This is a genomic window from uncultured Pseudomonas sp. (assembly GCF_943846705.1).
Classification (GTDB): domain Bacteria; phylum Pseudomonadota; class Gammaproteobacteria; order Pseudomonadales; family Pseudomonadaceae; genus Aquipseudomonas.
Map to the genome: position 1 here is coordinate 681,939 of NZ_OX044366.1, position 12,885 is coordinate 694,823.

Annotated in this window: 15 protein-coding genes; 5 read left to right on the forward strand and 10 right to left on the reverse strand. The window is 62.3% G+C overall.

The window, feature by feature from the left end; translation table 11 throughout:
• The first annotated feature begins 109 nt into the window (after positions 1-109).
• Genes Q0V31_RS03285 through Q0V31_RS03300 form a run of 4 tightly spaced genes read left to right on the forward strand, consistent with a single transcriptional unit; the run spans position 110 to position 3,235 of the window.
• Positions 110-682: a DUF2796 domain-containing protein gene (locus tag Q0V31_RS03285; protein WP_298184474.1), complete on the forward strand. Its 573-nt coding sequence runs from the start codon at positions 110-112 to the stop codon at positions 680-682.
• Between the two features lie 47 nt (positions 683-729).
• Entirely contained in the window at positions 730-1,437 is a 708-nt protein-coding gene (locus Q0V31_RS03290) for an ATP-binding cassette domain-containing protein (RefSeq protein ID WP_298184476.1), read from the forward strand.
• Positions 1,438-1,439: 2 nt separating this feature from the next.
• Entirely contained in the window at positions 1,440-2,705 is a 1,266-nt protein-coding gene (locus tag Q0V31_RS03295; protein ID WP_298184478.1) for an ABC transporter permease, read from the forward strand.
• A gap of 8 nt (positions 2,706-2,713) precedes the next feature.
• Entirely contained in the window at positions 2,714-3,235 is a 522-nt protein-coding gene (locus Q0V31_RS03300) for a DUF3299 domain-containing protein (protein ID WP_298184480.1), read from the forward strand.
• Positions 3,236-3,252: 17 nt separating this feature from the next.
• Here the strand turns inward: Q0V31_RS03300 and Q0V31_RS03305 are convergent, their stop codons facing one another.
• From Q0V31_RS03305 to Q0V31_RS03330, 6 genes are read right to left on the reverse strand one after another with little or no spacing between them, the layout of a single operon-like run.
• Positions 3,253-4,350, reverse strand: a complete 1,098-nt coding sequence (locus Q0V31_RS03305) for a hypothetical protein (RefSeq protein ID WP_298184482.1) — start codon at positions 4,348-4,350, stop codon at positions 3,253-3,255.
• Position 4,351: 1 nt separating this feature from the next.
• Entirely contained in the window at positions 4,352-5,035 is a 684-nt protein-coding gene (locus tag Q0V31_RS03310; RefSeq protein ID WP_298184495.1) for an energy transducer TonB, read from the reverse strand.
• Positions 5,035-5,445 (reverse strand): biopolymer transporter ExbD, encoded by a 411-nt coding sequence (locus Q0V31_RS03315; protein ID WP_298184504.1) that lies wholly within the window; start codon positions 5,443-5,445, stop codon positions 5,035-5,037. Before Q0V31_RS03315 ends, Q0V31_RS03310 begins: the two co-directional genes overlap by 1 nt.
• 10 nt (positions 5,446-5,455) lie before the next feature.
• Entirely contained in the window at positions 5,456-6,004 is a 549-nt protein-coding gene (locus Q0V31_RS03320; protein WP_298184506.1) for a MotA/TolQ/ExbB proton channel family protein, read from the reverse strand.
• A complete protein-coding gene (locus tag Q0V31_RS03325) occupies positions 5,997-7,343 on the reverse strand; it encodes a MotA/TolQ/ExbB proton channel family protein (protein ID WP_298184508.1) in 1,347 nt (448 codons plus the stop codon). Before Q0V31_RS03325 ends, Q0V31_RS03320 begins: the two co-directional genes overlap by 8 nt.
• The gene (locus Q0V31_RS03330) at positions 7,340-8,110 is read right to left on the reverse strand and encodes a DUF3450 domain-containing protein (RefSeq protein WP_298184510.1); all 771 of its coding nucleotides are present in this window, start codon (positions 8,108-8,110) and stop codon (positions 7,340-7,342) included. The genes Q0V31_RS03325 and Q0V31_RS03330 overlap by 4 nt, the downstream gene beginning before the upstream one ends.
• Before the next feature lie 237 nt (positions 8,111-8,347).
• On the opposite strand from Q0V31_RS03330, the gene Q0V31_RS03335 reads away from it, so the two are divergent.
• Positions 8,348-9,034, forward strand: coding sequence for an OmpW family outer membrane protein (locus Q0V31_RS03335; protein ID WP_298184512.1), 687 nt, complete (start codon positions 8,348-8,350; stop codon positions 9,032-9,034).
• A 57-nt stretch (positions 9,035-9,091) separates the two neighbouring features.
• Here Q0V31_RS03335 and Q0V31_RS03340 read toward each other — a convergent pair whose 3' ends face one another.
• From Q0V31_RS03340 to Q0V31_RS03355, 4 genes are read right to left on the reverse strand one after another with little or no spacing between them, the layout of a single operon-like run.
• Positions 9,092-10,027: an NAD-dependent epimerase/dehydratase family protein gene (locus Q0V31_RS03340; protein ID WP_298184514.1), complete on the reverse strand. Its 936-nt coding sequence runs from the start codon at positions 10,025-10,027 to the stop codon at positions 9,092-9,094.
• A complete protein-coding gene (locus Q0V31_RS03345; protein WP_298184516.1) occupies positions 10,020-10,904 on the reverse strand; it encodes a sugar nucleotide-binding protein in 885 nt (294 codons plus the stop codon). Before Q0V31_RS03345 ends, Q0V31_RS03340 begins: the two co-directional genes overlap by 8 nt.
• Positions 10,905-10,926: 22 nt before the next feature.
• The gene (locus tag Q0V31_RS03350; protein ID WP_298184518.1) at positions 10,927-11,421 is read right to left on the reverse strand and encodes a single-stranded DNA-binding protein; all 495 of its coding nucleotides are present in this window, start codon (positions 11,419-11,421) and stop codon (positions 10,927-10,929) included.
• Positions 11,422-11,438: 17 nt separating this feature from the next.
• Positions 11,439-12,827 carry an MFS transporter gene (locus tag Q0V31_RS03355; RefSeq protein WP_298184520.1) on the reverse strand — a complete coding sequence of 463 codons (1,389 nt, stop codon included), beginning with the start codon at positions 12,825-12,827 and terminating at the stop codon, positions 11,439-11,441.
• Positions 12,828-12,885: the final 58 nt, after the last annotated feature.

The following is a 12,885-nucleotide window of genomic DNA, read 5'->3' on the forward strand; positions in this document are numbered from 1 at the left end:
TCAGCAGCGATGCTCCCACGTCCGCCCAGCAGCGCCAAGCAGGACTGGTCATGACCCGCGAAAAGTTGTTATAACGTAACAACAATTACCTGCCTGACCGGAGACAGCCATGCGCCACCTGTTACTCGCCCTGCCTTTTGCCTTACTGCCACCTGCCGTGAGCGCCGCCGAACATAACCACGCGCACGATGAGCACGGAGAACACGGCAGCCTGGCCGCCCACCAGCACGGCGCCGCGCAACTCAACATCGTGCTCGACGGCCAGGCGCTGGAGTTGCAGCTGCAAAGCCCGGCCATGAACCTAGTGGGCTTCGAACATGCGCCCAAGAGCACGGCAGATAAAGCCAAGATCGCGGCTGTACGCAGCCAGCTGGAACAACCCCAAGCTTTGTTCGGGCTGAGCGCTGGTGACTGCACCGTCGCCAAGCAAGAGCTGGAAAGCCCGATGTTCGCCGCGCATGTCGACTCGAATGAGCATGAGCATGAGCATGCCAGCGAGCACAGTGATATCCAGGCGCACTACACATTCACCTGTGATCAGCCTGACGATTTGCAACAACTTGACCTACGCGAGCTGTTCAAGCGCTTCCCCGCCACCGATAAAATTCAGGTACAACTGATCGGCCCGAATGGCCAGCAGGGCCTTGAACTAACGCCCGCACAGCCGACCCTGAGCTTCTAATCACTCCTTTGCAGCAGATCGGCCGGGGCAACCCGGCCGCTTACTTTATGAGTACAGCCCTGATCCACCTGTCCAATCTTGGTTTTGCCTGGCCCGGCCAGCCCGAGTTATTGGACATCGCCGCGTTCAGCCTGCAACGCGGCGAAAGCTTGTTCCTCAAAGGCCCCAGCGGCAGCGGCAAGACCACCTTGCTGGGCCTGCTTGGCGGCGTGCAGCTGCCCAATCGCGGCAGCATTCAGCTACTCGACCAAGAACTAAGCAAACTCTCTGCCGGCGCGCGCGATCGTTTTCGCGTCGATCACACCGGCTATATCTTCCAGCAGTTCAACCTGCTGCCGTTTCTCTCGGTACGCGAGAACGTCGAGTTGCCCTGCCACTTCTCCACGCTGCGCACCCGTCGTGCGGTGCAACGGCATGGCAGTGTGGCCAAAGCCACCAGCACCCTGCTCGCCCACCTGGGCCTGCAACCAGAGCTATTGCAGCGCCGCGCCGGTGACTTGTCGATCGGCCAGCAGCAGCGCGTCGCCGCCGCGCGCGCACTGATTGGCCAACCGGAACTGGTGATCGCCGACGAACCCACCTCGGCACTGGATGCCGACGCCCGCGAAGCCTTTCTCGAACTGCTGTTCGCCGAATGCCGCGAAGCCGGTTCCAGCTTGCTGTTCGTCAGCCACGACCAGAGCCTGGCGCGCCTGTTCGACCGTAGCCTGTCGCTGGCCGAACTCAACCGTGCCACACAACTGGCGGAGATTTAACCATGTACCTTCTGCGCCTCGCCCTGGCCAGCCTGAACAACCGCCGCTTTACCGCCCTGCTCACCGTCTTCGCCATCGCGTTATCGGTGTGTTTGTTGCTCGCAGTCGAGCGGGTGCGCACCGAAGCGCGCGCCAGCTTTGCCAACACCATCAGCGGCACCGACCTGATCGTTGGCGCGCGCTCGGGCAGCGTTAACCTGCTGCTGTACTCGGTATTCCGCATTGGCAATGCCACCAACAACATCCGCTGGGACAGCTTCGAGCACCTCGCCGAGCACCGCCAGGTGAAATGGGCCATCCCGATTTCCTTGGGCGACTCACACCGTGGCTACCGGGTGATGGGCACCAGCCCGGCGTATTTCGAACACTACCGCTATGCGCGCAAGCAGGCATTGCAACTGAGCAGCGGCCGCGCCTTTAACGATGACCCGTTCGAAGTGGTGCTCGGCGCGGAAGTGGCCGAAGCGCTGGATTACACCCTCGGCAGCGAGCTGGTATTGGCCCATGGCGTGGCCAGCATCAGCCTGGTCAACCATGACGACAAACCGTTCAAGGTGGTCGGCATCCTAGCGCGCACCGGCACCCCGGTTGACCGCACCCTGCATGTCTCCCTGGCGGGCATGGAGGCGCTGCATATCGACTGGCAAAACGGCATGCCGGCGCGCGGCGCAGCCAAGGTCAGCGCTGAACAGGCGCGCGCCATGGACCTGCAGCCCAAGCAGATCACCGCCGTGTTGCTTGGCCTAAATAGCAAGATCGCCACCTTCAGCCTGCAACGGGAGATCAACGAGTTCCGTGGCGAGCCGCTGCTGGCGATCCTGCCCGGCGTGGCGTTGCAGGAGTTGTGGAGCCTGATGGGCACCGCCGAAAAAGCCCTGTTTGTGGTGTCGCTGTTCGTCGTGCTGACTGGGCTGATCGGCATGCTCACCGCCATTCTCACCAGCCTCAATGAGCGCCGCCGGGAAATGGCCATTCTGCGCTCGGTCGGTGCGCGGCCTTGGCATATCGCCAGCCTGTTGATTGTCGAGGCTTTTGCCCTGGCCTTGGCCGGGGTGCTACTCGGCCTACTGCTGCTGTATCTCGGCATCGCCGGCGCCCAGGGCTATATCCAGGCAGGTTACGGCCTGTATCTGCCACTGAATCTGCCGAGCCGCTATGAGTGGACGCTGCTCGGCGCTATCCTCAGCGCCGCCCTGTTGATGGGCTGTATACCGGCCTGGCGCGCGTACCGGCAATCCCTGGCCGATGGTTTATCGATTCGTTTATGAGGCTGACCATGCACCGCTCTCTGCTCGCCACCCTGCTGTTCACTTTGGCCCTGCCGCTGGCAGCTGCCGAGGTGCGCGAGCTGACCTGGTCGGAAATGATTCCGCCTGATGCGCCGCCGCAGATCATAGAAGCGAGGCCCATGCACGACCTGTCGCAGCTGGCCGATGCCCTGGCCGAGTCCGGCCCGGCAGCCATGCAGCAATCCCCGGCAGCGCCGGTGGTAAAGACGCTGGATGGCCAAGCGGTGAAGCTGCCAGGCTATATCGTGCCGCTGGATGTCACCGAGGAAGGCCGGGTGATCGAGTTTCTCTTGGTGCCTTACTTCGGCGCGTGCATCCATGTACCGCCACCGCCTTCGAACCAGATCGTGCATGTGACGGCCGAGCTGGGCGTTTTGATGGATGCGCTGTATCAGCCGTTCTGGATCGAAGGCCCGCTCAAGGTCGAGCAGACCAGCAGCGAGCTGGCCGAAGCGGGCTATCAGATGCAGGCCGAGAAAATTTACGCCTACGAACTGCCAGACAGCTAAGCGCTATGACGCAGCCACTAGCCGGCGCTGGCCACGCGCTTTTCCCGCTCAACACTCAATTCGCTTTCCGCCCAGTTACGCCAGGCGCGCACTTTGCTTCGCTGAGCACCCGCTCGCTCGGCCTTGCTTAAGGCGTTGAGGCCGGCCTGCCAGCGCGCTTGCTCCAGTTCCAATTGCGCCACGTACAGCCAATGCTTAGCGCTGCCCGTACGCGCAGCCAGCTCGCGAAAGATCAGCGCAGCCTTAGCGCGCTCGCGGGCTTGCCACCACAACAGCGCCAGACGCTCTTCGCGGGCACTGCTGCGCGGCAGCAACTGCTGATCGAGCATACCGGCGAGCAACGTCGCGCCCTGCCAGGGTTGCTCGGCAGCCCCAGCCAGCAGCACCAGGTTATCCAGCTCGCTTTCGTTAAAGCGCAGGCCCTTGTGATACGCCGTGCGCAGGGTTGCCAGTGACTTGTCATGACGCCCGCTCAGCTGTTGCAACGCCGCCAACTGCCGCCAGCCTTGGGCATTGTCTGGCTGGCGCGCCAGCAACTGGCGCTGCCAGCGCTCGGCGGCGGCATATTTTTTCAGCTCGGCATTCATCGCCACCAGAAACTGCAACCAGCTATCAGCGGCCTGCGGATTGGCCTGCACATAACGTTCGGCGAGCGGCAGCGCCTTGGCTGGCTGAGCGAGCCCCTGGTAAGCCTGCACCAGCATCTGCAGAACCTCTTCACCGGCATTCGCCGACACTGGCGCGAGCAGGCTCACCACCCGTGCATAACGCCGCTCAGCCAGGTTCAGGCGCGCCAGATTAAGCGCCTCGGCAGCCTGTAGCTCAGCATCCAACTTGCCGCTGTTAAACGCCTTCTCCAACCACTCAATTGCCCGGGGACTCTGCCCTTCGGCCCAGGCCAGGTAGCCGCGACTGCGCCACAGCAGGGTTTCCTCCAGGCTATCGGACTGGGGTTGGGCGGCATCCAGGGCGCGGCGCGCGGCGGCGTAATCGCCTTTTTCCTGCGCGCTTTGCGCCGTATTCAGGGCGCGAAACACCGCCGGGTCTACCACCTGCCCGGCCGCCTGTAGCGTGCCCGCGCCACACAGCGCAATCAGCAGCAGTAAGCGATACATATCAGCGGCCTCCCTCTAAGCGGAAGTACAAGGTTTTCACCGCCTCACGGGCCACCGCCAAACCACCCTCAGTACGCGGTGCAAAACGCCAACGCACGGCCGCACGCCGCGCCTCACGCTCGAATACGTTCTGCGGGGAAGCCTCAACCACCCGGACGTTTTCCACTGTCCCGGCGCGGTTAATGGTGAACGCCAGTTTCACGTGCCCCTCAATACCGCGCTGCAGGGCATAGCGCGGGTACTCCGGGCTGACATCATTGAGCGGCATCACCTCGCTCTCCGGGCCCGCGGGTTGTCCGTCGGCAGCGCTGGGTGCCGGGGCGCTCGGTGCCGCAGCCCCCGCTGCCAGCCCGGCCAAACTCGGCGTGGGGGCGCTGTTAACCGCGACAGCGCTGCTCAGGCTCGGCACGGGCAAATCCAGCGCTGGTAGATTGGCACTGGGGGTGGCGGCCATTGGCGTCGGCGGGGTCGGTGCTGGTGGCGTCTGCGGCTGTGGTGGCTGCGGTGCCTGTTGCCGGCTACGCGTCGCGGCCTCACTGACCTTACCGTCCAGACGGACGAAATTGGCCACCGTCAGCGGCTCATCGCTGGGCTGGCTGCTGGGCGGCGCGACCATGTAAAGCATCAGGCCAAACAGCGCCAGCGCCATCACGCAGGCGGCAGCAAACGACAGGGGCAAACGCATCAGTGCGTTCCCGCCGTAGCGGCCAAGGCCACATCCTGCACACCGGCCAGACGCGCCTGATCCATCACCTGCACCACCAACCCCGTGCGCGCGTCTTGATCGGCCTGCACCACCACCGCGCCGTCCGGCTGGTCGACGCGCATACGCTCAACATGCGCACGCACACTGCGCACATCGACGACTTTCTTGTCCATCCACACCTGCCCGTCGGCGGTGATGGCGATAAGGATATTGCCTTTGTCCTGCGGGCTGGCAGTTTCTGCCTGGGGCCGCTGCACTTCTACACCGGCTTCCTTGATAAAGGAGCTGGTAACAATAAAGAAGATCAGCATGATAAAGACCACGTCGAGCATCGGTGTCAGGTCGATGCCGGTGTCTTCGTCTTGCTGGTGGTGACGACGCATTCTCATGTCAGTTATCTCAGTCATGCCGCAGCTGGTCAGCCAGCCGCTCTAGTGCCCGGCGCGCGTCACGTTCAAGACGCGCCAGGCTGAACAATCCAGTAATTGCCAGCACCATGCCGGCCAGGGTCGGCAGGGTCGCCTGCCAGACACCAGCGGCCATGCCGCGCGGGTTGCCGGTGCCGTTGATGGCCAACACGTCAAACACCGCGACCATGCCACTGACCGTGCCGAGCAAGCCCAGCAGCGGGTACATCGCCACCAGGGTCTTACCCAGGCGCAACGGCCCGAGCAAGTGCTGCTGCGCTTGCGCCAGCCAGGCACTGCGCACCGCCCGCTGCCAGTTGCCGGGGTCATCACTGAGCACCTGTTGCCAGGCCTGACGGCGCTCGCGCACCCACTCCGGAAAGACTCGACGCATGTACCAGAAGCGCTCGAACACCAGGGTCCAGAACACTACGCAGAGCCCCGCCAGCGCCCACATCACCACGCCGCCCGCACTCATGAAATCGAGCAGGGCATGGCTGCTGTCAACCAGGCGCAACCACAGCGCCAGCCAATCAGTCACGACGCGGAGCGCCTGACAGGTGCAGGGCAATCAAGCCGGCACTCTGCTGTTCAAGCAGCTGGATCAAACCCTTACTGCGACTGGCCAACAGGGTGTGCAGGAACAGCAGCGGAATCGCCACCACCAGGCCCAGCACGGTGGTGACCAGCGCTTGCGAGATACCATCGGCCATCAACCGCGAATCACCGCCGCCGCCTTGAGTAATCGCCTGAAAGGTGACGATCATGCCGGTCACAGTACCCAGTAGACCGAGTAGCGGCGCCACGGCACAGAGCAGCTTGAGCAAGCCCTGGCCTTTTTCCAGCGGCGGGGTTTCCTGCAGGATCGCCTCATCGAGCTTGAGCTCCAGGGTTTCCAGGTCGGACAATTGCGGCTTGGGCCCCAACACACCGATGATCCGCCCCAACGGGTTATCCGCACGCGGCGCACTGAGGTCATGCATCTGTGCATTAACGCCCCGGCCCACACGGGTCAAAAAGACCATGCGCCAGAGCGCCAACAGCAGACCAAACAGGCCCAGGGCAAGAATCACCCCACCGACCAAACCACCTTGCTGGACGCGGTCCCACAACCCAGGCTGACGCTGCAACTGCGCCAGCAACGTGCCGCGACTCGGGTCAACTGGCAGGCTGGCAACGGTGTCGCTACTGTCCAGGTAATCCGCCACCTGGCCGAACCCGGACGGCTGACGCGGCGGTGCCAGCAGCTCGCCCGCATCGGCGTCGTAGCGCAGGAACGCATCAGCACCATAGGCGGAAAACGCGCCGACGCGCAGCACGTTTTGCGGCGTACGTGTGCCATCCGCCGCGACCACCGGCAACTGCAACTGCTCGACCCGGCCGCTAGCAATCAGGTCTTCAAGCAGCAGCATCCAGTAGCCGTCGAGATCAGCGGCCGATGGCAACGTGCGACTCTCAGCCAGCGCCTTGAGACTGGCCAGGCGCTTGGGGTATTGGGCGTTGAGCAGGCTGTCTTGCCACTGCCCCGCCACATCACCGGCACTTTGCCGCACCACACCGAACAACTCACCGAGGTGACCGACGCGCTGGGTCAGTAGCTTTTCCTGTTCGGCCAGCAGGCTTTCCTGACGGTCGAACTCGGCCTTCAACCGTTCGGCTTCAGCCTTCTGCGTGGCCAGGGCGCTACGCGCAGTGGCCAACAGTTGCGCACGCTCGCCGCGCTCGGCAATAAACGCCTGCTCACGGCTGTGCATGGCGCTGACTTCTGCGGCGCGCTCACTGCGGATGCGCTGCAATAGTTGATCTGGGCTCAGGGGTTCGGCAGCACCAGCCAGGGCGGGCAGCAGCGCCAGAGTAAAAGCGAGAACACGACGACTCATTGCTTGGCCTCCAGCACCAGGGATTTCACGGGCAGTTCAAGCAAGGTAGGCGCTTGCTCCTGACGGGCAATCGCAATGGCTTGGCGCAATGGGCGACGCGCACTGCCATCGAGGATTTGCCAGCTACGGGATTGCGGGTTCCACCAAGCGCTTTCATGGCCATCGAGGGTTTGGAAGTACAGCATCACCCGACCCAGACGGAGGAACTCGACACTGCGCGAGACACCTTCACTCGGCAGCTCACCGCGCCAGGCTTCCAGAGTGCGGCCGTAATCGCTCTCCACTTGGTACGCCTCAAGAATGCGCCGGTATTTTTCCGCCAGGCTGACATCGGCACGCGGCAGCAGATCCTGCAACTGCGCCAAACGGTCACTGCGCTCATCGGGAAGGAACGGCAGGTCAGCGGCAATGAACTCGCCCAGCACCTCAACCATGCGGCGCATCTGCGGCGTCACCGCCTCCTGCGTGCGCTCAATGCCGTCCAGCTGCTGCTGATAACCGGCCAGCTCCTTGCGCTGCGCCGCGACCAGCTCGCGCAACTGAGCGTTGTAACCCTGCAGGGCTTCGGCCTGCTGCAGGGCGTTGCGGTACTCGCTAAGCATTTCCCGACTGCTGTCATCAAGCTGATCGATACGCGCTTGCGAGGCCTTGGCCTCGCTAGCCAGCTGCTGACTTTCATCCAGTGCGGCATCCAGAGAAGTGGCCGCAAGTGGCGCACTGACCAGAACCAGAGCGACTGCCAGCAGGCGCTTCGGCAGAGGGATCATGGGGCATTCCTTGTTAAATGCGACAGTAAAGAGAACCATTATCAACCGCATCTTCATCGCAAGCAACCCGCACAGCCAAGCATTTCCAGCCATGGCTCGCGAGCCATGCGATCTAAAGCCACCAACACGAAGAAATAGATAGCTAACTACTTTATTGAGCTGGATCAACAGTCGCTTTTTCCGCGCCCCTAACATTGCGCTCAGCCAATACGAACCGATGCTTTATGGGAGCACACCATGCGTACTTCACTTTTTACCGCCTCACTGCTGGCTCTGACCATCGCTACCCCGCTGGCGCAGGCGCACCAGGCAGGCGAGATTATCGTACGTGCCGGGGCCATCAGCGTTGACCCGCAGGAAAGCAGCAGTGACATCTGGGTGGGTGCGCTTAACACTGACGTGGCCGGCACCCAGGCGACCCTGGACAGCGACACCCAGCTGGGCCTGAACTTCGCCTACATGCTGACCAACAACATCGGCATTGAGCTACTGGCAGCCACCCCGTTCAGCCATAACGTGGGCGTAAAAGGCATGCCCGGTGCTTTCGCGGGCCTGAACGGCAACTTGGGTGAACTCAAGCACCTGCCGCCAACCCTGAGCGTGCTGTACTACCCGCTGGATGCCGGCTCAGCCTTCCAGCCCTACGTCGGCGCAGGCATTAACTACACCTGGTTCTTCGACACCAAGCTAAGCAGCGAGGCGCAAAGCAAAGGTTTCAGCGGGCTGGATATGCAGGACTCCTGGGGCCTGGCGGCGCAAGTGGGCATGGACTACCTGCTGACTGACAACATCATGTTCAATGCCCAAGTGCGTTACATCGATATCGAAACCACCGGCACCACCTCATTCGGCGGCCAGAAGGTTAAAGTCGACGTCGATGTCGACCCGCTCGTTTACATGGTCGGTCTGGGCTACAAGTTCTAAGACTAAACGGCAGAAAAAAGCCGGCCTAGGTGGCCGGCTTGTTCGTTTACCTACACCTCAAGACTGCGCTAACAAACGCCGCAAACCTTCTTGCATAAGCGTTGCTTGGGGGAGCTGATAGTGCGCTTGCAAACGCTGGTTATTCGCGCGCGAATGGCGAATATCGCCGGCACGCGGCGCCTGGTAACTAACGGCAGGCAAGCCGCCGCATAGCTGGCCAATTTCTGCCAGCAACTGGTTCAAACTAACCGCCTGATTCCAGCCGACATTCACCGCCCCCGCCACCACTTGCGGCGCATTCAGTGCCTGCATCAGCACGTGCACCAAATCGGCGACAAAAAAGAAGTCACGGGTCTGCTCACCATCACCAAACACGCTGATCGGCAGACCCTGCTGGGTGCGCTGAGTGAAGATGCTGATCACCCCAGAATACGGCGACGACGGATCCTGGCGCGGCCCGAAGATATTGAAGAAGCGGAAGATCGCCGGCTCCAGAGCATGTTGGCGGCGGTAGAAATCCAGGTACTGCTCACTGGCCAGCTTGTCAGCCGCATAGGGCGTCAGCGGAGCCTTCGCCGTATCCTCATCAATCGCCAGGGCCTCACCATTATTGCCGTAGACCGCCGCACTGGAGGCAAACAGCACGCGCTTGACGCCATGCAGGCGCATCGCCTCGCAGACGTTCAAGGTGCCGACAAAATTGCTCTGGTGGGTGCTCACCGGGTCGTCCACCGACGCCTGCACCGAGGCCACCGCAGCCAAGTGCGCCACAGCCGCACAGCCGGCAACCGCCTGAGCCACGACAACCGCATCGGCCACGTCACCCTGAATAAACTGCAGCCGGGGATTATCCAGCGGCAGGTTCTCCAGCCGGCCCATCGACAGGTTATCCAGCACACGCACATGGCGACCCTGCGCCAGCAACGCGTCGACCAAATGCGAGCCGATAAAGCCGGCTCCCCCAGTAACCAAGATAGGGCGGGAATCAGACATGGCGGTAGTAGCGATCCAGTAGGCTCGGCAAACCCGAGCGCCAGGCGCGCGGCTTAATACCGAAGGTGTGCAGAATTTTCTTGCAGGACAACACCGCATGCTGCGGTTCTTCGGCAGCATCCGTACGGGCGCTGTGGGCCTGCGGGCTCAGCTCGTCGATAAGGTTGCTACGAAAGTTGCGCGCCTCACTGAGCACGGCCTGCCCCAGCGCCAGCGACGTGGTTGCCTCATGCCCGCCGTAATGGTAGGTGCCCCACAAGGGCGTCTGGCAATCCAGCTGCTTGAGTACCGCAAGAATCACCCGGGCGGCATCGTCGACCGGAGTCGGGTTACCCCGCCGGTCATCGGCCAACAGCAGCGGCGAATCCTCTGCGGCGCGCACAAGAAAACGCCCGAGCAAGCCATTGGCACTGTCGTCCAGTAGCCAGCCAAAACGCAGCAACACATGCCGCGGGCAGGTGGCGCGCACGCGCTGCTCGAAACGCCAGAGTGCCGACCCACGCACGCCAAGCGGCTGAGTCTCTTCCTTCTCGCTGTAGGCGGTGGCGCGCACGCCATCGAAGACGCGATAGCTGGACGGTTGCAGCAGTCGTATCTGGTGATGCTGGCACAACTCCGCCAGACGCTCGACAGAGCGCTCCTGGGCAGCAAATTGCGCCTCGCTGACGTTTTCGGCCTGGAACCAGTCGAAGTAGTAGGCAAGGTTGATCAAGGCATCTGGACGGGTGTCATCCAGCAACTGGGTCAGGCTGGCAGGATCCCAGCCCGATTCCGGCGGCCTGGGTGCGAGAAAACTGATGTCTTCTTCAGCGCCAAGGCGGATCAACGCCTGCCCTAACGCATTACCGCCACCCAACAGCATTAGCCGCATACGCATAATTGAACGCTAACTCAGCTAATCAGAACGGGATATCGTCATCAAAACTGTCGAAGTCCGGCGCAGGCTGAGCCGCCGGCTGCGGGGCTGGGCGCGGCGCAGGTTGCTGTGGCGCGCGCTGAGGCGCAGCCGGACGCTGCTGACGCGACGCGGAATCGCCACCGGTGTTGTCCGGACGACCGCCGAGCAGCTGCATGGTGCCCTGCATATCCACAACGATTTCAGTGGTGTAACGCTTGATGCCGTCTTTTTCCCACTCACGGGTTTGCAGCTTGCCTTCGATATACACCTGCGAACCTTTACGCAGATATTCACCGGCGATTTCCGCAACTTTTCCGAACATCGAAACGCGGTGCCATTCGGTCTTCTCGACCTTCTGCCCGGTTTGCTTGTCGGTCCACTGCTCGCTGGTGGCCAGGCTCAGGTTGGTGACCGCGTTGCCATTTGGCAGGTAGCGGGTTTCCGGGTCCTGTCCGCAGGTACCGACCAGAATGACTTTGTTAACCCCACGGGCCATAACGTTCTCCTAGGCTGTCAGCACGTCACCGGCGCCGGCTCTATCAGGCGCTCAAGGGACGTACGATCCAATTGTTGGGTATCCACTTTGATATAGATGGCCGCTTCATCACGCGCCACTACGGCATCCGCCACTCCGGGCACTGCCTGTAAACGCTCGGCCAACCCAGCTTCTCGCAAGGCTGCCGCTGAAAGCGGCAGGCGCAGGCTGGTTACATACGGCGGTTCGCGCATAGTAACAGCAAAGGCCAGCCAAAAAAGAGCCAGTAAGGCACAGCCGGCGAACACGCCCGACAAGCTGTAGTGCTGATACAACCAGCCACCGAGGATGCCGCCGATGGCCGCACCGAGGAACTGACTGGTGGAGTACACCCCCATTGCCGTGCCTTTGCCACCGGCCGGCGCGACTTTACTGATCAACGAAGGCAGCGACGCCTCCAGCAGGTTGAACGCGGTGAAAAACACCACAGTGCCCAGCACCAGCGCGCGCAGGTTGGTGCCAAACCACCAGAAGAACAGTTCACACAGCAGCAGTACGCTCACCGCGCCGAGCAGCACCTGCTTCATGCGGCGCTTTTTCTCGCCGTAGATGATAAACGGCACCATGGCGAAGAACCCAACCAGCAGCGCAGTCAGGTAGACCCACCAATGCTCCTCCTTGGCCAGCCCGCCCTGCTCCACCAGCGCCAGCGGCAAGGCGATAAAGCTGGCCATCAGGATGGCATGCAGCACCAAAATGCCGAGATCCAGACGCAGCAGATCGGCGTGCTTGAGCGTCGGCAGCAACGCCTGCGTGCTCACCCGCGACTCGCGATGCTGCAACGGTCCGGCGGAAGACGGCACTAGGCCTGCAACGATAACGATACCCAGCAGCGCCATGGCCGCAGTGGCGAGAAACAATCCAGACAAACCAAAAGCGCGGGTTAGCAGCGGCCCCACCACCATCGCCACGGCAAAGGACAGCCCGATGCTCATGCCGATCATGGCCATGGCCTTGGTCCGATGCTGCTCGCGGGTCAGATCAGACAACAGCGCCATCACCGCCGCCGAGATCGCCCCGGCACCTTGCAGCACGCGCCCGGCGATCACCCCCCAGATCGAGTCGGCATTCGCCGCCAGCAGACTACCGGCGGCAAAGATCACCAACCCGGCATAGATCACCGGGCGGCGGCCGATGCGGTCGCTGAGCATACCAAAAGGAATCTGCAAAAACGCCTGAGTCAGCCCATAGGCACCGATGGCCAGGCCGATTAAGGCAGGCGTGCTGCCCTGCAACTCCATGCCATAGGTCGCCAACACCGGTAGCACCATAAACATACCGAGCATGCGGAACGCGAATACCAACGCCAGGCCACCGGCCGCGCGGGTTTCACTGCCGCTCATGCGCTCGCTGTGCGGATCATGCATAGGAAACGCCCTGTCGAAATAGGCGGCGATTCTAGCAGCCTCAATGGGCGCGGCACAG

Excerpts from the sequence above, each read along its gene's own strand:
- Q0V31_RS03285 (WP_298184474.1), top strand. The coding sequence starts at position 110 with ATGCGCCACCTGTTACTCGCCCTGCCTTTTGCCTTACTGCCACCTGCC.
- Q0V31_RS03290 (WP_298184476.1), top strand. The coding sequence starts at position 730 with ATGAGTACAGCCCTGATCCACCTGTCCAATCTTGGTTTTGCCTGGCCC.
- Q0V31_RS03295 (WP_298184478.1), top strand. The coding sequence starts at position 1,440 with ATGTACCTTCTGCGCCTCGCCCTGGCCAGCCTGAACAACCGCCGCTTT.
- Q0V31_RS03300 (WP_298184480.1), top strand. The coding sequence starts at position 2,714 with ATGCACCGCTCTCTGCTCGCCACCCTGCTGTTCACTTTGGCCCTGCCG.
- Q0V31_RS03305 (WP_298184482.1), bottom strand. The coding sequence starts at position 4,350 with ATGTATCGCTTACTGCTGCTGATTGCGCTGTGTGGCGCGGGCACGCTA.
- Q0V31_RS03310 (WP_298184495.1), bottom strand. The coding sequence starts at position 5,035 with ATGCGTTTGCCCCTGTCGTTTGCTGCCGCCTGCGTGATGGCGCTGGCG.
- Q0V31_RS03315 (WP_298184504.1), bottom strand. The coding sequence starts at position 5,445 with ATGAGAATGCGTCGTCACCACCAGCAAGACGAAGACACCGGCATCGAC.
- Q0V31_RS03325 (WP_298184508.1), bottom strand. The coding sequence starts at position 7,343 with ATGAGTCGTCGTGTTCTCGCTTTTACTCTGGCGCTGCTGCCCGCCCTG.
- Q0V31_RS03330 (WP_298184510.1), bottom strand. The coding sequence starts at position 8,110 with ATGATCCCTCTGCCGAAGCGCCTGCTGGCAGTCGCTCTGGTTCTGGTC.
- Q0V31_RS03335 (WP_298184512.1), top strand. The coding sequence starts at position 8,348 with ATGCGTACTTCACTTTTTACCGCCTCACTGCTGGCTCTGACCATCGCT.
- Q0V31_RS03340 (WP_298184514.1), bottom strand. The coding sequence starts at position 10,027 with ATGTCTGATTCCCGCCCTATCTTGGTTACTGGGGGAGCCGGCTTTATC.
- Q0V31_RS03345 (WP_298184516.1), bottom strand. The coding sequence starts at position 10,904 with ATGCGTATGCGGCTAATGCTGTTGGGTGGCGGTAATGCGTTAGGGCAG.
- Q0V31_RS03350 (WP_298184518.1), bottom strand. The coding sequence starts at position 11,421 with ATGGCCCGTGGGGTTAACAAAGTCATTCTGGTCGGTACCTGCGGACAG.
- Q0V31_RS03355 (WP_298184520.1), bottom strand. The coding sequence starts at position 12,827 with ATGCATGATCCGCACAGCGAGCGCATGAGCGGCAGTGAAACCCGCGCG.